Consider the following 20,964-nt stretch of genomic DNA (forward strand, 5'->3'; position numbering starts at 1 on the left):
CCGGAGGAGATGTGATCGAGATTCACGCTTTCGACACCCAGGAAGCGCAAAGCGAAGCGCTCGCGCGCGCCGTCGGCGATGCGCTGCGCGCGGCGCTCGCCGGCCCCGCGCGCCCGACGCTCGCGGTGTCCGGCGGCACGAGCCCGCGCCCGTTCCTGCACACGCTGTCGCACGCGGCGCTCGACTGGGCCGGCGTCGACGTCACGCTGGTCGACGACCGCTGGGTGCCGGACGACGACGCGGCCAGCAACGCGCAACTCGTGCGCGACACGCTGCTGCAGCATGCGGCGGCCCCTGCCCGCTTCCTGCCGCTCGTCGACACGCGCGTGTCGCTCGACGCGCACGTCGCCGCGCTGAACGCGAACGCCGACTACCGCGTGCCGACCGTCGCGGTGCTCGGCATGGGCGAGGACGGCCACACCGCGTCGATTTTCGCGGACGCGCCCGAATGGGACCACGCGATCACGACGCCCGAGCGCTTCGTCGCCGTGCATCCCGGCGCCGCGCCGCATGCGCGCGTGAGCTTTTCGCTCGATGCGCTGAAGCGCGTCGAGCGGCTCTTCCTGTTGATCGCGGGCAGCCGCAAACGCGACGTGCTCGACGCCGCGGCCGCGACGCTGCAGAACAACGCGATTTCCCAACTGGCCAACGACAAGGGGACCCAGCTCGATGTCTACTGGTGCGCAAAGTAAGGCGGTCGTCGCGGGTCAGCATGCCGACGGCCCGCGCCTGCTCGCGGACGTCGGCGGCACCAACGCGCGCTTCGCGCTGGAAACCGGCCCGGGCGAGATCACGCAGATCCGCGTGTATCCCGGCGCCGACTATCCGACGATCACCGACGCGATCCGCAAGTATCTGAAGGACGTGAAGATCAGCCGCGTGAACCACGCGGCGATCGCGATCGCGAACCCGGTCGACGGCGACCAGGTCACGATGACCAATCACGACTGGAGCTTCTCGATCGAGGCGACGCGCCGCGCGCTCGGCTTCGACACGCTGCTCGTCGTCAACGACTTCACCGCGCTCGCGATGGCGCTGCCCGGCCTGACCGACGCGCAGCGCGTGCAGGTCGGCGGCGGCGCGCGCCGCCAGAACAGCGTGATCGGGCTGCTCGGGCCCGGCACCGGGCTCGGCGTGTCCGGCCTGATTCCGGCCGACGACCGCTGGATCGCGCTCGGCAGCGAAGGCGGTCACGCGTCGTTCGCGCCGCAGGACGAGCGCGAGGATCTCGTGCTGCAGTACGCGCGCAAGAAGTTTCCGCACGTGTCGTTCGAACGCGTGTGCGCGGGCCCCGGCATGGAGATCATCTATCGCGCGCTCGCCGCGCGCGACAAGAAGCGCGTCGCCGCGACCGTCGACACGGTCGAGATCGTCGAGCGCGCGCATGCGGGCGATGCGCTCGCGCTCGAGACGGTCGAATGCTTCTGCGGCATCCTCGGTTCGTTCGCAGGCAGCGTCGCGCTGACGCTCGGCGCGCTCGGCGGCGTCTACATCGGCGGCGGTGTCGCGCTGAAGCTCGGCGAACTGTTCACGCGCTCGTCGTTCCGCGCGCGCTTCGAGGCGAAGGGCCGCTTCGCGCACTATCTCGAGAACATCCCGACCTACCTGATTACCGCCGAATATCCGGCGTTCCTCGGCGTGTCGGCGATTCTCGCGGAGCAGCTGTCGAACCGCTCGGGCGGTGCGTCGTCGGCCGTGTTCGAGCGGATCCGCCAGATGCGCGACGCGCTGACGCCGGCCGAGCGCCGCGTCGCCGATCTCGCGCTGAACCATCCGCGCTCGATCATCAACGACCCGATCGTCGACATCGCGCGCAAGGCGGACGTGAGCCAGCCGACGGTGATCCGCTTCTGCCGCTCGCTCGGCTGCCAGGGGCTGTCGGACTTCAAGCTGAAGCTCGCGACCGGCCTCACCGGCACGATCCCGATGAGCCACAGCCAGGTGCATCTCGGCGACACGGCCACCGACTTCGGCGCGAAGGTGCTCGACAACACGGTGTCCGCGATCCTGCAGCTGCGCGAGCACCTGAACTTCGAGCATGTCGAGAACGCGATCGAGATCCTGAACGGCGCGCGCCGCATCGAGTTCTACGGGCTCGGCAACTCGAACATCGTCGCGCAGGATGCGCACTACAAGTTCTTCCGCTTCGGGATTCCGACGATCGCGTACGGCGACCTGTACATGCAGGCCGCGTCGGCCGCGCTGCTCGGCAAGGGCGACGTGATCGTCGCGGTGTCGAAGTCGGGACGCGCGCCCGAGCTGCTGCGCGTGCTGGATGTCGCGATGCAGGCCGGTGCGAAGGTGATTGCGATCACGTCGAGCAACACGCCGCTCGCGAAGCGCGCGACCGTCGCGCTCGAGACCGATCACATCGAGATGCGCGAATCGCAGCTGTCGATGATCTCGCGGGTCCTGCATCTGCTGATGATCGACGTCCTCGCGGTCGGCGTCGCGATCCGTCGCGCATCGACCAACGGCGAATTGCCGGAGGCCGTCGCGCAGGCGCGCGCGCGGGCGAGCGACGACGAAACGGCCGACGTGCTCGACTGGCTGAGCCACGGCGCATCGCCGGCGGCGAAGGACGTCGCGCGGGACTGACGCGCGACGCGGCTCGGATCGCGGGTTGCCGCTTTCCCGCGCCCGCCCGAAAAAAACGCCACCGCGCGCTGCTCTGCGCCGGTGGCGTTTTTCTTTTTGCGGCGGCCGCGGTTCAGGCGCCCGCTTTCACCGGCCGGCCGTGCCAGCGCAGCACGAGATAACGTCCGGCGAAAACCAGCACGCCGCAGACACCGATCGTCACGCCCATCGCGAACGGCGTGCCATCGGCGAGTGCGCCGATCGCGACGCTGGCGAGCGCGCCGAGCGCGAGCTGCATCGCGCCGAACACGGCCGCCGATGCGCCGGCGTTGTGCGGATAACGATGCATCAGGTCGGTCGTGCAGTTAGCGGACAGGATCCCGACCACGCCGACCACGAAGAACAGGCACACGACGATCGACCACAGCCCGCCCCACCCCGTCAGCGCGACGAGCGCAACCGCGAGCGACGCGATGCCGCTCACGAGCGACGCGGCCGCGATGAGGCGCAGCGAGCCGAGCCGTCCGACGAGCCGCGTGTTGGTGAAGTTGCCGATCATGATCCCGACGACGTTCAGCCCGAACAGCAGCCCGTAGTGCTGCGGCGACACGTGGAAATACTCGATGTACACGAACGGCGTCGCCGTGATGTACGAGAACATCGACGCGAACGCCATCCCGCCGCACAGCATGTGCCCCCACGCGACCGGATCCGACAGGATGCGCCCGTACGACGCGAACGACGCGAGCACGGCCGCGCTCTTGCGCCGCTCCTTCGGCCAGGTTTCGGGTACGCGCAGGTACGCGGTTGCCGCGCACAACGCGCCGAACGCGGCCAGCACGACGAACACGCCGCGCCAGCCGGCGAAGCGCAGGATCTGGCCGCCGATCAACGGCGCGAGCAGCGGCCCGACCGCGGTGACGATCGCGACCATCGACAGCACCTTCGCCGCGTCGGTCGGCTCATGCGCGTCGCGCGCGATCGCGCGGGCGAGCACCGACGCGGCGCCTGCGCCGAGCGCCTGCAGGAAGCGCACGAGGATCAGCATGTCGATCGAGCCCGACACGAAGCAGCCGATGCTCGCGAGCGTGAACAGCGCGATGCCGCCGAGCAGCACCGGGCGGCGGCCCCACGTGTCGGACAGCGGGCCGTACAGCAGCATGCCGATCGAGAAGCCGGCCATGAAGCTCGTCAGCGTGCGCTGCGCGGCGCCGGGGCTCACGGAGAAGCCGGCGGCGATCGACGGCAGGCTCGGCAGGTACATGTCGGTGGCGATCGGCCCGCAGGCGGCGAGCGCGCCGAGCAACAGGATCAGCCGGGCATCGGGCCGGCGCCGGACGACGTGGGACATGGGTATCCGGAATGGGAGCCCGCGCGCATCGCGGCGCGCGTGGCGGTGAAGACGGGAGGCGGCGCCGCGAGCGGCGCGTTCAAGCCCATGATTGTACGCGCAACTTTTTCGCGCGCTTCGGCGCGCCGCCCGCCGTGTGCGGTGCACGGAGGCAACATGTCCGCGCAGCCGGCGTTGCGGACGCGTTCGCGCGAGGCGGCGCGCGGATTCGATTAAGCTTGCGGCTCGCCGCTTCTCTTGTCAGACCAATCGACGCACGACCGAACCGATGACCGCCTTCCTGCTGATCTGGAGCCCCAAGAAATGGCCGTGGCCCGAGCTGCCCGACGTCGCCGCGCGCGTGAAGGCCGGCGAAGCCGTGCATGACGTCTGGGGCTGCGGCTTCGCACGCGGCATCCTGCCGGGCGACCGCGTGTTCCTGCACCGCGTCGCGAAGGAGCCGAAGGGCGTGTTCGGTTCGGGCTACGTGACGCGCGCACCCTATGAAGTGCCGGATCCGGCGACCAAACGCGGCTACCGGCTGTGCATCGACTTCGTCTACGACTGGCTGGTCGACGCGCATCAGGACGTCGTGATCCCGCGCGACGCGCTGCGCGTGCATCCTTACTCGGTGCAGACCTGGGATGCGCAGAGCTCCGGCACGACGATCAAGCCGATGGTCGAAGGCCCGCTCGAAAAGCGCTGGGCCGAGCTGACCGGCAAGCGCAAGCCGCCGCGATAACCGGGGCGGATCCGGCGCGCCCGCGGCGGCCCCCGTGCCGCCACGCGCCCAAACGCCGCGGAACCGGTCGCGGGCCCGTCGGGCGCGTCTCTTGTACAATCGGACGATCGTTCCGCCCACGCGCCGCGGCCCGTGCACAGGTCGCCCGCGCCGCTCTCTCGCAGGTTTCGCACATGTCCAACAATCAGATCCTCTTCGAACGCGCCCAGAAGACCATTCCGGGCGGCGTCAACTCGCCGGTCCGCGCGTTCCGCTCCGTCGGCGGCACGCCGCGCTTCGTGTCGCGCGCGCAAGGCCCGTACTTCTGGGATGCCGACGGCAAGCAATACATCGACTACATCGGCTCGTGGGGCCCGATGATCGTCGGCCATGTCCATCCGGAAGTGCTGTCGGCCGTGCAGAACGTGCTCGCAGACGGCTTCTCGTTCGGCGCGCCGACCGAGGCGGAAATCGAGATCGCCGAGGAAATCTGCAAGCTCGTGCCGTCGATCGAACAGGTGCGGATGGTATCGAGCGGCACCGAGGCCACGATGAGTGCGCTGCGTCTCGCACGCGGCTTCACCGGCCGCAGCCGCATCGTCAAGTTCGAGGGCTGCTACCACGGCCACGCGGACAGCCTGCTGGTCAAGGCCGGCTCGGGCCTGCTGACGTTCGGCAACCCGACGTCGGCCGGCGTGCCCGCCGACATCGCGAAGCACACGACCGTCCTCGAATACAACAACGTCGCCGCGCTCGAAGAAGCGTTCGGCGCGTTCGGCGACGAGATCGCCGCGGTGATCGTCGAGCCCGTCGCGGGCAACATGAACCTCGTGCGCGGCACGCCGGAATTCCTGAATGCGCTGCGCGCGCTGTGCACGAAGCACGGCGCCGTGCTGATCTTCGACGAAGTGATGTGCGGTTTCCGCGTCGCGCTCGGCGGCGCGCAGGCGCATTACGGGATCGCGGCCGACCTCACCTGCCTCGGCAAGGTGATCGGCGGCGGGATGCCGGCTGCCGCGTTCGGCGGCCGCCGCGACATCATGGGCCACCTCGCGCCGCTCGGCGGCGTGTACCAGGCCGGCACGCTGTCGGGCAACCCGATCGCGGTCGCCGCGGGCCTGAAGACGCTGCAGCTGATCCAGGCGCCCGGCTTCTACGACGCGCTCACCGCGCAGACGAAGCGCCTCGCCGACGGCCTCGCGGCCGAAGCGCGCGCGGCCGGCGTGCCGTTCGCGGCCGACTCGATCGGCGCGATGTTCGGCCTCTACTTCGCCGAGCGCGTGCCGACCAGCTTCGCGGAAGTGACGAAGAGCGACATCGAGCGCTTCAACCGCTTCTTCCATCTGATGCTCGACGAAGGCGTGTACTTCGCGCCGTCCGCGTACGAGGCCGGCTTCGTGTCGAGCACGCACGACGACGCGGTGATCGACGCGACGCTCGCGGCCGCCCGCCGCGCGTTCGCGGCGCTGGCCGCCTGACCCGGGTCCGCGCGCATGTTCTCGGATACCGATTTCGCCCACATGCAGCGCGCGCTCGCGCTCGCGGCGCGCGGCATGTATACGACCGCGCCGAACCCGCGCGTCGGCTGCGTGATCGTCAAGGACGGCCACGTGATCGGCGAAGGCTTCACGCAGCCGGCCGGCCAGGACCACGCGGAAGTGCAGGCGCTGAAGGACGCGCGTGCGCGCGGCCATGACGTCGCCGGTTCCACCGTGTACGTGACGCTCGAGCCGTGCAGCCACTTCGGCCGCACGCCGCCGTGCGCGAATGCGCTGATCGACGCGCGCGTCGCGAAGGTCGTCGCGGCGATGGAAGACCCGAATCCGCAGGTATCGGGCCGCGGCCTCGGGATGCTGCGCGACGCCGGCATCGACGTGCGCTGCGGACTGCTCGCGAACGAAGCGGGCGAACTGAACATCGGCTTCGTGTCGCGGATGACGCGCGGCCGCCCGTGGGTGCGGATGAAGACGGCCGCGTCGCTCGATGCGCGCACCGCGCTGCCGTCCGGCGAAAGCCAGTGGATCACCGGCGAGGCCGCGCGTCTCGACGGCCACGCGTGGCGCGCGCGCGCATGCGCGATCCTCACCGGCATCGGCACCGTGCGCGAGGACAACCCGCTGCTGACCGTGCGCGGCATCGACACGCCGCGCCAGCCGCAGCGCGTGCTGGTCGACAGCCGTCTCGACCTGCCGCTCGATGCTCGCCTGCTCGAAGGCGCGCCGCTGCTGATCTTCTGCGGGCGGCTCGATGCCGGCGGCGAAGTGCGCGCGAACGTGCTGAAGTCGCGCGGCGCGGAAATCGTGCCGCTCGCGAATGCGCACGGCAAGGTCGACCTGCCCGCGATGCTGGCGGCGCTCGGCGCACGCGGCGTCAACGAGCTGCACGTCGAGGCCGGTCACAAGCTGAACGGCTCGCTGCTGCGCGAGCGGTGCGTCGACGAGCTGCTGATCTATCTCGCGCCGAGCCTGCTCGGCAGCGACGCGGCCGGCATGTTCGACCTCGCCGCGCCGGCGAGCCTCGACGCGCGCACGCGCCTCACGTTCCGCAGCGTCGAGCGGATCGGCGACGATCTGCGGATCCTGGCGCGCGTCGCGGCGCCGGCCGCCTCCTACTGAAACCGAACGGAGCCGTCACGATGTTTACCGGAATTGTCGCGGCCGTCGGCCGCATCGAATCGATCGCGCCGCTCGGCGCGTCGCCCGACGCGGGCGTGCGGCTGACCGTGCGCGCGGGCGGGCTCGACCTCGCCGACGTCGCGCTTGGCGACAGCATCGCGATCCAGGGCGCGTGCATGACGGTCATCGAAAAGACCGACACCGGCTTCGACGTCGACGTGTCGCGCGAAAGCCTGAACCGCACGGTCGGCCTCGCGCAGCCCGGCGAAGTGAACCTCGAGAAGGCGCTGCGCGCGCACGACCGCCTCGGCGGGCACATCGTGTCGGGCCACGTCGACGGCCTCGGCACCGTCACGCGCTTCGCACCGGTCGGCGAATCGCACGAGCTGCGGATCGTCGCGCCGCGCGAGCTCGGCCGCTATCTCGCGTACAAGGGCTCGATCACCGTCAACGGCGTGAGCCTGACCGTCAATTCCGTCGACGATCGTGCGGACGGCTGCGAATTCTCGATCAACCTGATCCCGCATACGGTCGAGGTCACGACGCTGCGTCACGTGAAGGCCGGCGACAAGGTGAACCTCGAGATCGACATGATCGCGCGGTATGTCGAGCGGATGATGTCGGCCTCGCAAGGCGTGCACCAGGACTGACCGGACGGGCTGCGCTCCTCCACCGGGAAAGCCGGCCGCCGGTTCGGCCCGACACCTGGCCGGATGGCCAACGACGCGCACGGGCCGGCGCGTCGCGCTAAGATGCAACGGCAGCGTTTTCGGCGCCGCATCGCACGGCGCGACCGATACCGGCTGCCCTCTTTTCCACCAGGAGTCGTCCCCATGTCCATCTCGATGTACCAGGCTTCGCTGCCCGTCCTGATCCGCGGCCTCACCAACCTGCAGCACATCCTCGGCAAGGCGCAGGCGCACGCGGCCGAGAAGCAGATCGACCCGTCGGTGTTCATCGGCGCACGCCTCTATCCGGACATGCTGCCGCTCGTCCGCCAGGTCTACATCGCGACCGACACGGCCAAGGGCTGCGCCGCGCGGCTCGCGGGCGTCGACATCCCGAGCTATCCCGACGTCGAGCAGACCTTCGACGAACTGCATGCGCGCATCCAGAAGACGATCGACTACCTGAAGGGTTTCGACGCCGCGCAGATCGACGGCAGCGAGGCGCGCCAGGTCGTGTTGAAGATGCGCGTCGGCCCGATCGAGTTCACCGGCCAGTCGTACCTGCTGAACTTCGTGCTGCCCAACTTCTTCTTCCACGTGACGACCGCGTACGACATCCTGCGCCACAGTGGCGTCGAACTCGGCAAGCTCGACTACCTCGGCGGGCGCAACGAGCACGCGTGACGAACACACGTAACGCAACGCCGCGCCCCGGCCGGCCTGCGGCTGCCCGTATTCTTCGGGCCGGCGGCGGCGGCCCGGGCGGCCCCGCGCCGCAAGGCCGCCGCACCGCTTTCGGGCGCGCTCGGCGGTCGCCCGCAGCCCGCGCCAGCCGAAACGTAGTCCGGCTGGCGTAAAATACGCACTTTCCTCTTTCTCGCCCCCTTATGACGCTCGCCTCCACGCTCGACATCATCGCGGAGTTGAAAGCCGGCCGGATGGTGATCCTGGTCGACGAAGAAGACCGCGAAAACGAAGGCGACCTCGTGATCGCCGCCGAATTCGTCACGCCGGAAGCGATCAACTTCATGGCCAAGTTCGGCCGCGGCCTGATTTGTCTGACGTTGACGCAGGAACGCTGCAAGCAGTTGCACCTGCCGCTGATGACCTACCGCAACGGCACGCAGTACGGCACGGCGTTCACGGTCAGCATCGAAGCGGCCGAAGGCGTGACGACCGGCATCTCGGCCGCCGACCGCGCGCACACGATCGCCACGGCGGTCGCGCACGACGTTCGCCCCGAGCACATCGTGCAGCCGGGCCATGTGTTCCCGATCATGGCGCAGCCGGGCGGCGTGCTGGTGCGCGCCGGCCACACCGAGGCCGGTTGCGATTTCACCGCGCTCGCGGGGCTCACGCCGGCCGCGGTGATCTGCGAGGTCATCAAGGACGACGGCACGATGGCGCGCCTGCCCGACCTGCTCGAGTTCGCGAAGGAACACGGCCTGAAGATCGGCACGATCGCCGATCTGATCCACTACCGCAGCCGCACCGAATCGATCATCGAGCGGATCGCCGAGCGCACGATGCAGACCGCGCACGGCACGTTCCGCGCGGTGCTGTACCGCGACCAGCCGAGCGGCTCGCCGCATATCGCGCTGGTGCGCGGCACGCCGTCGCCCGACGTCGACACGCCGGTGCGCGTGCATGAGCCGCTGTCGGTCCTCGACCTGCTCGAGACGGGCATCTCGACGCACTCGTGGACGCTCGACGCCGCGATGCGCGACATCGCGGAGCGCGACCTCGGCGTGATCGTGCTGCTCAACTGCGGCGACACGAAGGAACATCTGATCGACGTCTTCAAGGCGTTCGACGAGGAAGAAAGGGCCGCTGCGCTGAAGCGCCGGCCGGTCGATTTCAAGACGTTCGGCATCGGCGCGCAGATCCTGCGCGATGTCGGCGTCGCCAGGATGCAGGTGCTGTCGAATCCGCGCAAGCTGGGCAGCATGTCCGGCTACGGCCTCGAGGTCACGGGCTTCATTCCGATGCCCGGCGAAGAAGCCAAGTCCTGCCCGGCGTCCAACGCGTAACCCGCCACGGCGCTTTCGCCCTATAACCGTTCATCCACACCACGGACCAGATCATGGAAATCGGACAATACCAACCGAATCTCGAAGGCGACGGCCTGCGTATCGGCATCGTGCAATCCCGCTTCAACGAACCCGTCAGCAACGGCCTCGCCGATGCATGCGTCGAAGAACTCGAGCGCCTCGGCGTCTCCGGTGAAGACGTGCTGCTCGTGTCGGTGCCCGGCGCGCTGGAAATCCCGCTCGCGCTGCAAAAGCTCGCGGAAAGCGGCCAGTTCGACGCACTGATCGCACTCGGCGCGGTAATCCGCGGCGAGACGTACCACTTCGAACTCGTGTCGAACGAAAGCGGCGCGGGCATCACCCGCATCGGCCTCGACTTCAACGTGCCGATCGCGAACGCGGTCCTGACGACCGAAAACGACGAGCAGGCCGTCGCGCGCATGACCGAAAAGGGTCGTGACGCCGCACGCGTCGCAGTCGAGATGGCCAATCTGACCATGGCCCTCGACCAGCTCGGCGACGAAGAGGACGAAGAAGAAGACGAAGACGACGAAGAGGAGCGCGCATGAAGAAGAGCGCCCGCCGACAATCGCGCGAGCTGGCGACGCAGGGCCTGTATCAGTGGCTGCTGTCGAACGCGTCCTCCGGCGAGATCGACGCGCAACTGCGCGGCGCGCTCGGTTACGACAAGGCCGACAAGGAGTTGCTCGATGCGATCCTGCACGGTGTGATTCGCGAGCACGCCACGCTCGTCGAAGCCCTCACGCCGTCGCTGGACCGTCCGGTCGACCAGTTGTCGCCGGTCGAACGCGCCGTGCTGCTGATCGCGACGTTCGAGCTCACGCATCATGTCGAAACGCCGTATCGCGTGATCATCAACGAAGCAGTCGAACTCGCGAAGACGTTCGGCGGCTCCGATGGCTACAAGTACGTCAACGGCGTGCTCGACAAGCTCGCCGCGAAGCTGCGCCCCGCTGAAACGCAGGCGCGCCGCAACGGCTGATTCCGTAGCTGGACGGGCGCGCAGGCGCCCGTTTTTCGTTCTCCCCCCGCTCCCCGCCCCGCCCGACCGATGAATACCAACGCCGATACGCTCGTCACGCTCGCCGCACGCGTCGACGCGATCCAGCCCTTCTATGTGATGGAACTGATGAAGGAGGCACAGCGGCTCGAGTCCTCCGGGCGCGATGTTATCCACATGGGCATCGGCGAGCCGGACTTCACCGCGCCGGAGCCGGTCGTCGAGGCGGCCGCGGCCGCATTGCGCCGCGGCGTCACGCAGTACACGAGCGCGCTCGGCATCGCGCCGCTGCGCGAAGCGATCGCCGCGCACTATGCGCGCGCGTACGGCCTCACGATCAGCCCCGAGCGGATCGTCGTGACGGCCGGCGCGTCGGCCGCGCTCCTGCTCGCGTGCCTCGCGCTCGTCGGCCGCGACGACGAAGTGCTGATGCCCGACCCGTCGTATCCGTGCAACCGGCACTTCGTCGCGGCGGCCGAAGGCCGCCCGGTGCTCGTGCCGAGCGGCCCGGAAGCCCGTTTCCAGCTCACCGCCGACGACGTCCGCACGCGCTGGGGCAGCCGCACGCGCGGCGTGCTGCTCGCGTCGCCGTCGAACCCGACCGGCACGTCGCTCGAGCCCGACGAGCTGAAGCGCATCGTCGAAGCCGTGCGCGCCCGCGGCGGCTTCACCATCGTCGACGAGATCTACCAGGGGCTCAGCTACGACGCGGCGCCCGTGTCGGCGCTGTCTTACGGCGACGACGTCGTCACCGTGAACAGCTTTTCGAAGTACTTCAGCATGACCGGCTGGCGGCTCGGCTGGCTGGTCGTGCCACCCGCGCTCGTGAGCACGTTCGAAAAGCTGTCGCAGAACCTGTTCATCTGCCCATCCGCGCTCGCGCAGCACGCGGCGCTCGCGTGCTTCGAACCGGCGACGCTCGACATCTACGAAGCACGCCGCCTCGAGTTCAAGCGTCGCCGCGACTTCATCGCGCCGGCGCTCGAGCGGCTCGGCTTCACGGTCCCCGTGATGCCGGACGGCGCGTTCTACGTGTATGCGCACTGCGGCGGCGTCGCCCATCCGGCGGCGGGCGACAGCGCTGCGCTCACGCAGGCGATGCTGCACGACGCCGGCGTCGTGCTGGTGCCGGGCATGGACTTCGGCGTGCATGCGCCGCGCGACTATATCCGGCTGTCTTATGCGACCGCCTATTCACGCCTCGAAGAGGCCGTCGAGCGGCTCGCGACGCTGTTCGGCCAGCACTGACTGACGCCCTGGCTACCCTCCCGCCCGGCGTACCGGGCGCTACCCATCGCGCAAAAAAAAGCACCCAAATCGGGTGCTTTTTTGCTTGGGTCCGGCCAGAACCGCGCGGTGCTACGAGGCTTACGCGCCGAGTTCCGAATGATCGCCGTGCGGCTGCTTCGCGGTGTCGACGCTCGCGTCGTCCTGCGGCGCACTCTTCGGCGCGGCGGCCTTCGCGGTGATCGGCTGTGCGTTGTCGAGCGTCGCGTGCACGCGCTTCGCGCCGCCTGACGCCGCCGTTACGGCCGCGGTCACGATCGGTTTCGACGGCTGGGCCGGCGCCTGCGGCGCATTGATCGGCACGCTGCGGCCACGCGCGACGTCGCGCAGGCGGCCGCGCTCGGCCATGACCTTCGAGCCGTACGCAGTGTCGTCCGGGTTCGTCGAGCCGTTGTACATGCGCAGGCCGCTCGCGAGCGAGCCGCCGCGGGCGATGCAGTCCTTCAGCACCAGCGCGCCCACCTGCAGGTTCGCGAGCGGTTGCAGCGCGGTGTCGGTCCCGCCGAAATATTCGAACTTGTCGGAATGGACCTTCGACATGACCTGCATCAGGCCTTGTGCGCCCACGCCGCTTTCCGCGTACGGGTTGAAGCGCGATTCGATCGCCATCACGGACAGCAGCAGCAGCGGATCGAGGCCGACGTCGTGGCCGGTCTGGAACGCGGCCTTGACGAGCTGGCCGAGCGGCTCCTGCGCGACGCGGTAGCGGCGCGACAGGTAGGTGGCGACGAGCGCCTGTTCGCGGTTCGACGCGAGCGCACGATCGTCGCGCGCATCGGCCGGGACCCGCTGGGTCGGGATCAGTTTCGCGAGCGCGACGGGCGACGGGCCGTTGCGGGCCGCATCGGCCGCATCATTCTGCGCGGCGGTTTCGGGTGCGACGTCGAGACCGACGGCGAGCGCATCCGTTTCAGGAGCGTCTTCCTGCTGCGGCTGCGCGCCGGCAGGCGCGAAGTTCGGCAGCGGATGACCGGTCAGCAGACGGGCCGGACCGGCCTGCACGGCCGCGGATACGACCGGCATCAGCTTCGCGGCGAGGTTTCCCCGCACGGTCGGCAGCAGCCAGAGGGCAAGTGCGATCGCGACAGCGAAACAGCCGACAACGCTGAATAAATGGTGACTGACACGCGTCCCGCGACGCAACATACCACGCACGAACTGCGCATGCTGCTCACTAGGACGCCACGATAACCAAGCGTTCATTCAGATCATCTCCCATGAACATGACTCGTGCGGCTCGCTCAGCTCGATGGCGAGACAAAAAACGTGCCGCGGAATCACGATGCCGCACGCCTTGGTCGGGGCGCACGAGCATCGGGGAAACGGTATAAGTACCGTTCGAGGCCACGGTGTAAGAGGGCCGGCACCTTCGCACATTGGGCGAGGCGGGCATACGCGGTGGCACCCACGCAAAAAACCAGCGTCTCGTGGCGCTGGCTGGGACTACGACTAAGGCCGTCGAATACGCCGTGCAGGGTTCGGCGGACGGTGACGCGCTGCGTCAAAGATCGGTGATTGGCGGCTCGAAGCCTTTTACCCTGCAACCAATGTGAGCGGATTCTAGCAGGGTTTTATAGATCGTCAACACTATAAAAAGTCAAAACTATAACAAAAAGTAATTTTGAATCGCCCTTCAGATCGCGAGCCCCTTGCCGTAGGGGCTTCGCGCGGGATCGACTTTTTTCGCGGCCGGGCGTGCGCGCGGCCACCCGGGTAAAATCGTCGGTCGATTCGGGGCCGCAGCGGCCGCTGCGCCCGCCCATCGCTGCCCGCCCGCGGGCGGCCCGGACCCTTCTTCATGAAATACAAAGACTTACGCGATTTCATTCAGCGCCTCGAGGCGCTCGGCGAGCTGCGGCGCGTCACGCAACCCGTGTCGCCCGTGCTCGAAATGACCGAGCTGTGCGACCGCGTGCTGCGCGCCGGCGGCCCGGCGCTGCTGTTCAACGCACCGCCCGGCAATGCGTTCCCGGTGCTCGGCAACCTGTTCGGCACGCCGCGCCGCGTCGCGCTCGGGATGGGCGTCGATGCAGGCGACGACGCCGCGCTCGGCTCGCTGCGCGACCTCGGCCGGCTGCTGTCCGCGCTGAAGGAGCCCGATCCGCCGAAGAGCCTGAAGGACGCCGGCAAGCTGCTGTCGCTCGCGAAGGCCGTGTGGGACATGGCGCCGAAATCGGTGTCGTCGCCGCCATGCCAGGAGATCGTCTGGGAGGGTGCGGACGTCGACCTGAACAAGCTGCCGATCCAGACCTGCTGGCCCGGCGATGCAGGGCCGCTCGTCACGTGGGGCCTGACGGTCACGCGCGGGCCGAACAAGCCGCGCCAGAACCTCGGCATCTATCGTCAGCAACTGATCGGCCGCAACAAGCTGATCATGCGCTGGCTCGCGCATCGCGGCGGCGCGCTCGACTTCCGCGAATTCGCGCTGCAGAACCCCGGCAAGCCGTACCCGGTCGCGGTCGTGCTCGGCGCGGATCCGGCCACGACGCTCGGCGCCGTGACGCCGGTGCCCGATTCGCTGTCCGAGTATCAGTTCGCCGGCCTCCTGCGCGGCAGCCGCACCGAGCTCGCGAAGTGCCTGACGCCCGGCGTCGACACGCTGCAGGTGCCCGCGCGCGCGGAGATCGTGCTCGAGGGCTTCATTTATCCGCAGGAAGGGGCGCCCGCCCCTGCCCCGGCCGGCGCGCCGCCGCGGCCGGCCGGCAACGCTTCCGCCGCTTACGAGCACGCGCTCGAAGGCCCGTACGGCGACCATACCGGCTACTACAACGAGCAGGAATGGTTTCCGGTGTTCACCGTCGAGCGCATCACGATGCGCCGCGACGCGATCTATCACTCGACCTATACGGGCAAGCCGCCCGATGAGCCGGCCGTGCTCGGCGTTGCGCTGAACGAGGTGTTCGTGCCGCTGCTGCAGAAGCAGTTCACCGAGATCACCGACTTCTACCTGCCGCCGGAAGGCTGCAGCTACCGGATGGCCATCGTCCAGATGAAGAAGAGCTACGCCGGCCATGCGAAGCGCGTGATGTTCGGCGTGTGGAGCTTCCTGCGGCAGTTCATGTATACGAAGTTCATCGTGGTCGTCGACGAGGACGTGAACATCCGCGACTGGAACGAGGTGATCTGGGCAATCACGACGCGCGTCGACCCCGTGCGCGACACCGTGATGGTCGACAGCACGCCGATCGACTATCTCGATTTCGCGTCGCCCGTCGCGGGCCTCGGCTCGAAGATGGGGCTGGACGCGACCAACAAGTGGCCCGGCGAGACGAACCGCGAATGGGGCCGTCCGATCGAGATGGACGCGGCCGTGAAGGCGCGCGTCGACCGGCTCTGGCAGGAGATCGGCCTGTAAGCGCATGCGGCCGGTGCTCGCCGGCCCGTGCATCGAACACCCCACCCGACGAACGACGATGAGCTCTCCTCCCGCCTCGATGCTGTCCGACGGCTTCTTGCTGTCGCTGTCGCTGTGTCTCGACATCGGTCTCGTCAACGTCGCGATGCTGTCGCTGACGCTGTCGCACGGCTTCCGGCCGGGCTTCTGGCTCGGCGTCGGCTCGTGCGTCGGCGATCTCGTCTACGCGGCGCTCGCGCTCGCGGGGATGGCCGTGCTGCTGCAATTCGAGGCCGTGCGCTGGGTCGTTTGGATCGGCGGCGGCGCGGTATTGCTGTTTCTCACGTGGAAGATGGCGCGCGAAGCGCTCGCGCCGGCCGGAAATGCCGACGCCGGCGACGCGGACGACTCCCCGCAGCCGCGCGTCAGCGCGCGGCGCAGCTTCATGCGCGGGATGCTGCTCGCGATGTCGTCGCCCAGCGCGATCCTGTGGTTCGCGGCTGTCGGCGGCGCACTGATCGCAAAAGCCGGCGCGACCACGCCGGCGACGGCATCGGTGTTCCTGTCCGGCTTTTTCCTCGGCGGCCTCGCCTGGACGCTGTTCATGTGCACGCTCGCGAATCACGGCCGCAAGCGCGCGGGCGCGGGGCTGATGCGCGCGTGCCACGTGGCGTCGGCGCTGCTGTTTGCGTATTTCTCGTACAGCGTGATCGTCGGCGGCTATCGCGACCTGATCGCTCACGCGGTGTGACCGCCGCGCGCGAAGCCGCTTCCAAATGAAAAACGGCGCAATGCCCTGCGGGGCATTGCGCCGTTTTGCCACGCGCGGTCAGGCCGCGCGCGACGCGTCAACGACGCCAGTAGCCGTGGTGGCCCCAGCCGCCGTAACCGTGACGCCAGTACGGACGACCGTAGTAGCCGCCGACGACCACGGGCGGCGGCGCATAGTATGCCGGTGCCGGTGCGTAATACACGGGCGGCGGCGGCGGTGCGTAGTACACGGGCGGCGGCGCCGCGTAGACGGGATACGCAGGTGCGACCGGGACACCAATGCCGACCCCGATCGACACGTGGGCCTGCGCGGCGCCTGCGGCACCCAGGCCGAGCGCCGCGGCGGCGATGAACGGAATGAGCTTTTTCACTTCGATTCTCCTGCTGGAGCGGCAATTTATGCGCTCCTGTCGGCAACGGCGGGCATGCACGTCGCATGGAAGCAATGTAGCGAAAACCCGCCCCTCGCGTGTCGCGCATTTGTTGCAAATTGCAATTCCACGCGGCCGCGGGCACCGTGCGGCAACGCTGCGCGATCCCGTGCTTCCCCTTGCGGGTCGCGCCATTCCGTCCGACCAGTGCAATCGCGGCGGGCAGGCCGGTCAGTCTTACCGGCTGCGGTATGCGCAGCGCGGACGCTTGCGTAATGAACGATTACAAATTCGAGACAAGACGCCGACACTTCGAGCGGGACGCGGCGTCGGCGTGATTCGGGGACGCATCAAGTAAGCGTCGTCGAACGGCGAAACCGACGCGCCCGTGCATCGACCGCACGCGTGGAACCGCCCCGCTGCTACCGACGAGCGATCGCGTTTCCATTCCTGCGATACTGGCGGCTGCTCCTTTTTCGCCTGGTGCCCCGTCATGTCCCTCCCCGACACGCCCCGCCTCGGCTTCATCGGCGCCGGCCGCCTGGCGCGCTGCCTCGCGCTTCGTTTCGCGGCGGCCGGCTTTCCGGTCGTCGCGCTCGCGAGCCGCACGCCGGAATCGGCCGCGGCACTCGCCGCGCGCATCGACGGCTGCCGCGCGGTAGACGCGCCGCAGCAGGTCGTCGACGCCGCCGACCTGATCTTCCTGACCGTGCCCGACGACCATCTCGCGTCGACCGCCGCGGCGCTGCAGTTCGATGCGGCGCGCGCGGCAGGCCAGGCGCTGGTCCACTGCAGCGGCGCGTCGGCGGTCAAACTGCTCGATCCTGCAAAACGGCAGGGCGCGGCCACCGGAGGCTTCCATCCGCTCTACCTGTTCGGCGGGACGGACGCCGATCTCGGCCGCATCGACGGCTGCTCGGTCACGCTCGAAGCCGACGGTGCGCTGCACGCGACACTGCTGCGACTTGCTGCCGCACTCGGCTGCCATCCGCTGTCGATCCCGGCCGGCGGCCGGATGCTCTATCACGCGGCCGCGCATTACGCAGCGAGCTTCGCGCTGTGCGGCTTGTCGGAGGCGGTCGAGCTGTGGCGCGGTCTCGGTTTCGACGAGGCAGCCGCGTTGCGCGCGCTGCTGCCGATGCTCGCCGGCACGATCGAGACGGCGCGCGACAAGGGGCTCGCCAATGCACTCGCGGGCCCCGTGTCGCGCGGCGACACCGGTATCGTCGAGCGCCAGCTCGCGCTGCTCGAGGCGCGCGGCGGCGATCATGCGACGCTGTATGCGCTGATGACGCGCCGCGCCGTCGCGCTCGCGGCGAAGCGCGCGGCGCCGCCGGCCGCGCTGCCGGCGCTCGCGCACGCCGTCGAGACGTCGCTCGCGCGCACGACCGGCCACCCCTCCCCGCCGCAAGACGAGGCGTGATAAGGTGTCGGCCGATGCGCCGCCATCCGGCGTTGGCGGCCGCACGCTACCCGACTGTATAAAAAGGATGCCAACGATGTTCGGCGAGATCGCCCGTTTTCTGCTCAATACCGTCTTCACGCTGTTCGGCGCCGCGCTGATCCTGCGCGTCTGGATGCAGGCCGTTCGCGTGCCGCCGTACAACCCCGTCACGCAGGCCGTGCTGCAGGCGACCAACTGGCTCGTGCTGCCGCTGCGCCGCGTGATCGCGGGCGTGCGCGGCATCGACTGGGCGAGCGTCGTCGCAGCCCTCCTCACGGCACTCGTCTATGTGGTGCTGATGGTCGTGATGGCCGGCTTCGATCCGGCCTCGGTGATCGCGACGCTCATCGTGGTCGCGCTGCTGACCGTCGTGAAGTGGGCGCTCAATCTCGTGATCTGGATGACGATCCTGATGGCGCTGCTGTCGTGGCTCAACCCGCGCTCGCCGGCGATGCCGATCCTCTACCAGCTCACCGCGCCGTTCCTGAACCCGCTGCGCCGCGTGATCCCGAATCTCGGCGGCATCGACCTGTCGCCGATCCTGCTGTTCGTGATCGTGCAGGTCCTGCTGATGATCGTCACGCGCGCCGCCGTGTCGCTGACGCTGTTCGGCATCTGACGCACTGCACGGCGCTACGCCGCCGGCCCCTGCGCGGGCGGCGCGCCGAGCGTGTCGATCACCCCGAAGCGCGCCGGAATCGTCGCGTAGCACAGGCGCACTTTCTCGCGCGACACCCGCTCGATCAACTGCCGCGCCTCGTCTTCGGTGACGATGAACTCGACCTCGATCGTGAGCGATCCCTGCAGTTCGAAAAAGCGGTCCTCGTGCAGCACCCGATGCCGGCCGAAGCCGGCCATCGCCCGGAACGCGGAACCGCCCGCGACGCCCATCCGGTTGCCTTCCTCCAGCAACCACTCCCACAGCGGCTTCCAGTGCAACCGGTGCTGCTCGTGCACGTAGAAGCGCAAGAAGACCCTGTCCATCGCGCCCTCCCGGTGCCGGCGCGCTCAGGCCGCCGCGAACCACGCGCGCGCGGTCCACATGCCGAGCGCCGTCAGCGTGAACGATCCAGTCAAGTGTAGGGCAGCCACCGCGAACGCCCATCCGAATTCGCCCTGCACCGCGTGCGTCATCACCTCGACCGAATAGGTCGAGAACGTCGTGAGCCCGCCGAGGAAGCCCGTGATCACGAACAGCCGCCACTCGGGCGGCAGCCCGACGCGGGTGGTGAAGGCGACGGCGGCAATGCCGATCACGTAGCCGCCGATCAGGTTCGCGGCGAGCGTGCCGAGCGGCACGGCCGGAAAGAATTCGTTGAGCGCGAGGCTCAGGAACCAGCGCAGCAATGCGCCGAGCCCGGCACCGACGAAGATCGCGACGATCGAATAGAACAAGAGAGCTCCTCGCTGACTAAGCCGCGCGGCAGAGGCGGCCTACGCCGAACTGTATGCGGATTCGCGCCGCGCCGGCAATGCCGGCAGCGAGGTCGGCAGGCGCGCGATCGACCCGCGGCTCGGCCCTCCCTGTCGTCGAGGGCAATCGCCGCCAGCCGGGTCGTCGCGCGGCTCAGCTGCCGCGCCATGCGCGGTCGAGCGCGACCAGCGTCGCGAGCGCACCGCCCTGCAGCCCGATCACGTCCGCACGGCGCGCATGCGCTTCGCGTGCGTTGATGCGGATCACGTCAGTGCCAAGCCGTTCGCTGAGCTGCCGCACCGTCGGAATCGCGGTGCCCGCGCCGATCTCGACGACCGTCACCGATCCGGCCTGCGCGATCCAGTCCTGCAATGCGCGCTCCTGCGCGTCGTAGCGTTCGCCGAGCCAGCCGCGGTCGCCGAACATCAGGATGTTTGGCCGCGCGAGGCCACCGCAACGCGGGCAGCGCGGCAGTTCGCCAACCAGCCGGCACGCGGCCGCATCGACTTCCGGCATGAACGGCGCGGCGTCCCAGGTGTGGTCGGAGCACGGTCGCAGGCACTGCATCGCATGAATCGAGCCGTGGATCTCGACGATGCGCGCCGGATCGAAACCGGCCTTCTGGAACTGGCCGTCGACATTGCTCGTCAGTACAAAGCCGCCGTTCGGCATCGCGTCCATCCAGCGTCGCAGGATCGCGAAGCCGGCGTGCGGCACCGTCTGCCGATAGAGTCCGAGACGATGGCCGTAGAAGCCCCACGCGAGTTGCGGATGCGCGCGAAACGCCTGCGGCGACGCGATCTCGTGGAATTCAAAACGCTCGTGACGCAGCGCCGGATACGCGCGCCAGAAGCCGTCCGTGCCACGGAAATCGGGCAGCCCCGAATCGACGCCGATGCCGGCGCCGGCCGTCACGAGCAGCGCGTCGGCGCGCGCGAGCGCCTCCACGGCCGACGCGACGAGATGGGCCGGCAGTGCCGAGCCTGCGGCGCCGGCATCGGGGGAATCAGCGGAATCGGGCGAATCGGAAAGCGGCATGATGGAGCGGCGGTAGCGTCGAACGGTGCGCGAGTGGCGTCGCGCGATCATACGCCCGTTCGGGCGCCGCGCCGCGACATCACGCAGCCGCGCGGCGGCCGCCCGCAGGTTCCCGCAACGCGACGTGCTGCAGCAGAGCATCGACACCGATCGATCCTTATAACATCGGAGTACTGACTTCTTTCCCGGCATGCGCGGCGCGCGTTGCGCATCTCGGCGGCGTTCATCGAGCCCGCAGGCCTACTCCCAGAATAAGATGGACATCCAACACGAAGCGCGTATGATGAATTTGTCCGAGCACGCGTCATTCCTCTGACCGCTCGCCCCGCCGTCTGCCCTCTTT

The 20,964-nt window shown here is 68.9% G+C and carries 22 protein-coding genes; 16 read left to right on the forward strand and 6 right to left on the reverse strand.

Annotation, left to right across the window (positions count from 1 at the left end):
- Positions 1-11 precede the first annotated feature (11 nt).
- Positions 12-692 (forward strand): 6-phosphogluconolactonase, encoded by a 681-nt coding sequence (gene pgl / locus C7H84_RS21340; RefSeq protein WP_121860639.1) that lies wholly within the window; start codon positions 12-14, stop codon positions 690-692.
- Positions 670-2,598, forward strand: a complete 1,929-nt coding sequence (locus C7H84_RS21345) for a bifunctional transcriptional regulator/glucokinase (protein WP_121860640.1) — start codon at positions 670-672, stop codon at positions 2,596-2,598. Before pgl ends, C7H84_RS21345 begins: the two co-directional genes overlap by 23 nt.
- 112 nt (positions 2,599-2,710) lie before the next feature.
- On the opposite strand, the gene C7H84_RS21350 is transcribed toward C7H84_RS21345, so the two are convergent.
- Positions 2,711-3,928, reverse strand: a complete 1,218-nt coding sequence (locus C7H84_RS21350) for a Bcr/CflA family multidrug efflux MFS transporter (protein WP_121860641.1) — start codon at positions 3,926-3,928, stop codon at positions 2,711-2,713.
- A 268-nt stretch (positions 3,929-4,196) separates the two neighbouring features.
- Between C7H84_RS21350 and C7H84_RS21360 the strand changes: the two genes are divergently transcribed.
- The 9 genes from C7H84_RS21360 to C7H84_RS21400 all read left to right on the forward strand — a co-directional run bounded on the left by C7H84_RS21360 (position 4,197) and on the right by C7H84_RS21400 (position 12,210).
- Positions 4,197-4,649: a hypothetical protein gene (locus tag C7H84_RS21360; RefSeq protein WP_121860643.1), complete on the forward strand. Its 453-nt coding sequence runs from the start codon at positions 4,197-4,199 to the stop codon at positions 4,647-4,649.
- A 173-nt stretch (positions 4,650-4,822) separates the two neighbouring features.
- Positions 4,823-6,106 (forward strand): glutamate-1-semialdehyde 2,1-aminomutase, encoded by a 1,284-nt coding sequence (gene hemL, locus C7H84_RS21365; RefSeq protein ID WP_121860644.1) that lies wholly within the window; start codon positions 4,823-4,825, stop codon positions 6,104-6,106.
- A gap of 15 nt (positions 6,107-6,121) precedes the next feature.
- A complete protein-coding gene (gene ribD, locus C7H84_RS21370) occupies positions 6,122-7,243 on the forward strand; it encodes a bifunctional diaminohydroxyphosphoribosylaminopyrimidine deaminase/5-amino-6-(5-phosphoribosylamino)uracil reductase RibD (RefSeq protein WP_121860645.1) in 1,122 nt (373 codons plus the stop codon).
- A 20-nt stretch (positions 7,244-7,263) separates the two neighbouring features.
- A complete protein-coding gene (locus C7H84_RS21375; protein ID WP_121860646.1) occupies positions 7,264-7,893 on the forward strand; it encodes a riboflavin synthase in 630 nt (209 codons plus the stop codon).
- A 183-nt stretch (positions 7,894-8,076) separates the two neighbouring features.
- Complete coding sequence (locus C7H84_RS21380; RefSeq protein ID WP_121860647.1) at positions 8,077-8,595, forward strand: DUF1993 domain-containing protein; 519 nt, start codon at positions 8,077-8,079, stop codon at positions 8,593-8,595.
- Between the two features lie 203 nt (positions 8,596-8,798).
- Entirely contained in the window at positions 8,799-9,941 is a 1,143-nt protein-coding gene (gene ribBA / locus C7H84_RS21385; RefSeq protein WP_121860648.1) for a bifunctional 3,4-dihydroxy-2-butanone-4-phosphate synthase/GTP cyclohydrolase II, read from the forward strand.
- Positions 9,942-9,994: 53 nt separating this feature from the next.
- Complete coding sequence (gene ribH, locus C7H84_RS21390) at positions 9,995-10,510, forward strand: 6,7-dimethyl-8-ribityllumazine synthase (RefSeq protein WP_121860649.1); 516 nt, start codon at positions 9,995-9,997, stop codon at positions 10,508-10,510.
- The gene (nusB, locus tag C7H84_RS21395) at positions 10,507-10,944 is read left to right on the forward strand and encodes a transcription antitermination factor NusB (protein WP_014897817.1); all 438 of its coding nucleotides are present in this window, start codon (positions 10,507-10,509) and stop codon (positions 10,942-10,944) included. Before ribH ends, nusB begins: the two co-directional genes overlap by 4 nt.
- A gap of 69 nt (positions 10,945-11,013) precedes the next feature.
- Positions 11,014-12,210 carry a pyridoxal phosphate-dependent aminotransferase gene (locus C7H84_RS21400; protein ID WP_121860650.1) on the forward strand — a complete coding sequence of 399 codons (1,197 nt, stop codon included), beginning with the start codon at positions 11,014-11,016 and terminating at the stop codon, positions 12,208-12,210.
- Between the two features lie 120 nt (positions 12,211-12,330).
- Here C7H84_RS21400 and C7H84_RS21405 read toward each other — a convergent pair whose 3' ends face one another.
- The gene (locus tag C7H84_RS21405; protein ID WP_121860651.1) at positions 12,331-13,452 is read right to left on the reverse strand and encodes a transglycosylase SLT domain-containing protein; all 1,122 of its coding nucleotides are present in this window, start codon (positions 13,450-13,452) and stop codon (positions 12,331-12,333) included.
- A 595-nt stretch (positions 13,453-14,047) separates the two neighbouring features.
- On the opposite strand from C7H84_RS21405, the gene C7H84_RS21410 reads away from it, so the two are divergent.
- Positions 14,048-15,604 carry a UbiD family decarboxylase gene (locus tag C7H84_RS21410; protein WP_121860652.1) on the forward strand — a complete coding sequence of 519 codons (1,557 nt, stop codon included), beginning with the start codon at positions 14,048-14,050 and terminating at the stop codon, positions 15,602-15,604.
- Between the two features lie 58 nt (positions 15,605-15,662).
- On the forward strand, positions 15,663-16,334 hold the full coding sequence (locus C7H84_RS21415) for a LysE family transporter (RefSeq protein WP_121860653.1): 672 nt from the start codon (positions 15,663-15,665) through the stop codon (positions 16,332-16,334).
- Between the two features lie 97 nt (positions 16,335-16,431).
- On the opposite strand, the gene C7H84_RS21420 is transcribed toward C7H84_RS21415, so the two are convergent.
- A complete protein-coding gene (locus C7H84_RS21420) occupies positions 16,432-16,725 on the reverse strand; it encodes a hypothetical protein (protein ID WP_041489767.1) in 294 nt (97 codons plus the stop codon).
- On the opposite strand from C7H84_RS21420, the gene C7H84_RS36505 reads away from it, so the two are divergent.
- From C7H84_RS36505 to C7H84_RS21435, 3 genes are all read left to right on the forward strand, one after another.
- On the forward strand, positions 16,712-17,083 hold the full coding sequence (locus tag C7H84_RS36505) for a hypothetical protein (protein ID WP_162999335.1): 372 nt from the start codon (positions 16,712-16,714) through the stop codon (positions 17,081-17,083). The two genes, C7H84_RS21420 and C7H84_RS36505, sit on opposite strands and share 14 nt — an antisense overlap.
- Before the next feature lie 135 nt (positions 17,084-17,218).
- Entirely contained in the window at positions 17,219-18,148 is a 930-nt protein-coding gene (locus C7H84_RS21430) for a DUF2520 domain-containing protein (protein ID WP_121860655.1), read from the forward strand.
- Positions 18,149-18,224: 76 nt separating this feature from the next.
- Positions 18,225-18,788 carry a YggT family protein gene (locus C7H84_RS21435; RefSeq protein WP_121860656.1) on the forward strand — a complete coding sequence of 188 codons (564 nt, stop codon included), beginning with the start codon at positions 18,225-18,227 and terminating at the stop codon, positions 18,786-18,788.
- Positions 18,789-18,802: 14 nt separating this feature from the next.
- Here the strand turns inward: C7H84_RS21435 and C7H84_RS21440 are convergent, their stop codons facing one another.
- The 3 genes from C7H84_RS21440 to C7H84_RS21450 all read right to left on the reverse strand — a co-directional run bounded on the left by C7H84_RS21440 (position 18,803) and on the right by C7H84_RS21450 (position 20,621).
- Complete coding sequence (locus tag C7H84_RS21440; protein ID WP_121860657.1) at positions 18,803-19,153, reverse strand: DUF190 domain-containing protein; 351 nt, start codon at positions 19,151-19,153, stop codon at positions 18,803-18,805.
- Positions 19,154-19,177: 24 nt separating this feature from the next.
- The gene (crcB, locus tag C7H84_RS21445) at positions 19,178-19,564 is read right to left on the reverse strand and encodes a fluoride efflux transporter CrcB (protein ID WP_121860658.1); all 387 of its coding nucleotides are present in this window, start codon (positions 19,562-19,564) and stop codon (positions 19,178-19,180) included.
- Between the two features lie 172 nt (positions 19,565-19,736).
- Positions 19,737-20,621: a Sir2 family NAD-dependent protein deacetylase gene (locus tag C7H84_RS21450; protein ID WP_121860717.1), complete on the reverse strand. Its 885-nt coding sequence runs from the start codon at positions 20,619-20,621 to the stop codon at positions 19,737-19,739.
- Between the last annotated feature and the right edge of the window lie 343 nt (positions 20,622-20,964).

Source organism: Burkholderia sp. Nafp2/4-1b (genome assembly GCF_003635165.1).
GTDB lineage: Bacteria > Pseudomonadota > Gammaproteobacteria > Burkholderiales > Burkholderiaceae > Burkholderia.

Bases quoted from the DNA above. Each gene is read 5' to 3' on its own strand.
- C7H84_RS21435 (WP_121860656.1), top strand. From the start codon at position 18,225: ATGTTCGGCGAGATCGCCCGTTTTCTGCTCAATACCGTCTTCACGCTG.
- C7H84_RS21360 (WP_121860643.1), top strand. From the start codon at position 4,197: ATGACCGCCTTCCTGCTGATCTGGAGCCCCAAGAAATGGCCGTGGCCC.
- C7H84_RS21415 (WP_121860653.1), top strand. From the start codon at position 15,663: ATGAGCTCTCCTCCCGCCTCGATGCTGTCCGACGGCTTCTTGCTGTCG.
- C7H84_RS21430 (WP_121860655.1), top strand. From the start codon at position 17,219: ATGTCCCTCCCCGACACGCCCCGCCTCGGCTTCATCGGCGCCGGCCGC.
- C7H84_RS36505 (WP_162999335.1), top strand. From the start codon at position 16,712: ATGAGCTTTTTCACTTCGATTCTCCTGCTGGAGCGGCAATTTATGCGC.
- C7H84_RS21350 (WP_121860641.1), bottom strand. From the start codon at position 3,928: ATGTCCCACGTCGTCCGGCGCCGGCCCGATGCCCGGCTGATCCTGTTG.
- C7H84_RS21375 (WP_121860646.1), top strand. From the start codon at position 7,264: ATGTTTACCGGAATTGTCGCGGCCGTCGGCCGCATCGAATCGATCGCG.
- C7H84_RS21400 (WP_121860650.1), top strand. From the start codon at position 11,014: ATGAATACCAACGCCGATACGCTCGTCACGCTCGCCGCACGCGTCGAC.
- C7H84_RS21345 (WP_121860640.1), top strand. From the start codon at position 670: ATGTCTACTGGTGCGCAAAGTAAGGCGGTCGTCGCGGGTCAGCATGCC.
- hemL (WP_121860644.1), top strand. From the start codon at position 4,823: ATGTCCAACAATCAGATCCTCTTCGAACGCGCCCAGAAGACCATTCCG.
- nusB (WP_014897817.1), top strand. From the start codon at position 10,507: ATGAAGAAGAGCGCCCGCCGACAATCGCGCGAGCTGGCGACGCAGGGC.
- ribD (WP_121860645.1), top strand. From the start codon at position 6,122: ATGTTCTCGGATACCGATTTCGCCCACATGCAGCGCGCGCTCGCGCTC.
- C7H84_RS21440 (WP_121860657.1), bottom strand. From the start codon at position 19,153: ATGGACAGGGTCTTCTTGCGCTTCTACGTGCACGAGCAGCACCGGTTG.
- ribBA (WP_121860648.1), top strand. From the start codon at position 8,799: ATGACGCTCGCCTCCACGCTCGACATCATCGCGGAGTTGAAAGCCGGC.
- C7H84_RS21450 (WP_121860717.1), bottom strand. From the start codon at position 20,621: ATGCCGCTTTCCGATTCGCCCGATTCCGCTGATTCCCCCGATGCCGGC.
- C7H84_RS21405 (WP_121860651.1), bottom strand. From the start codon at position 13,452: ATGAACGCTTGGTTATCGTGGCGTCCTAGTGAGCAGCATGCGCAGTTC.
- C7H84_RS21410 (WP_121860652.1), top strand. From the start codon at position 14,048: ATGAAATACAAAGACTTACGCGATTTCATTCAGCGCCTCGAGGCGCTC.
- ribH (WP_121860649.1), top strand. From the start codon at position 9,995: ATGGAAATCGGACAATACCAACCGAATCTCGAAGGCGACGGCCTGCGT.
- C7H84_RS21380 (WP_121860647.1), top strand. From the start codon at position 8,077: ATGTCCATCTCGATGTACCAGGCTTCGCTGCCCGTCCTGATCCGCGGC.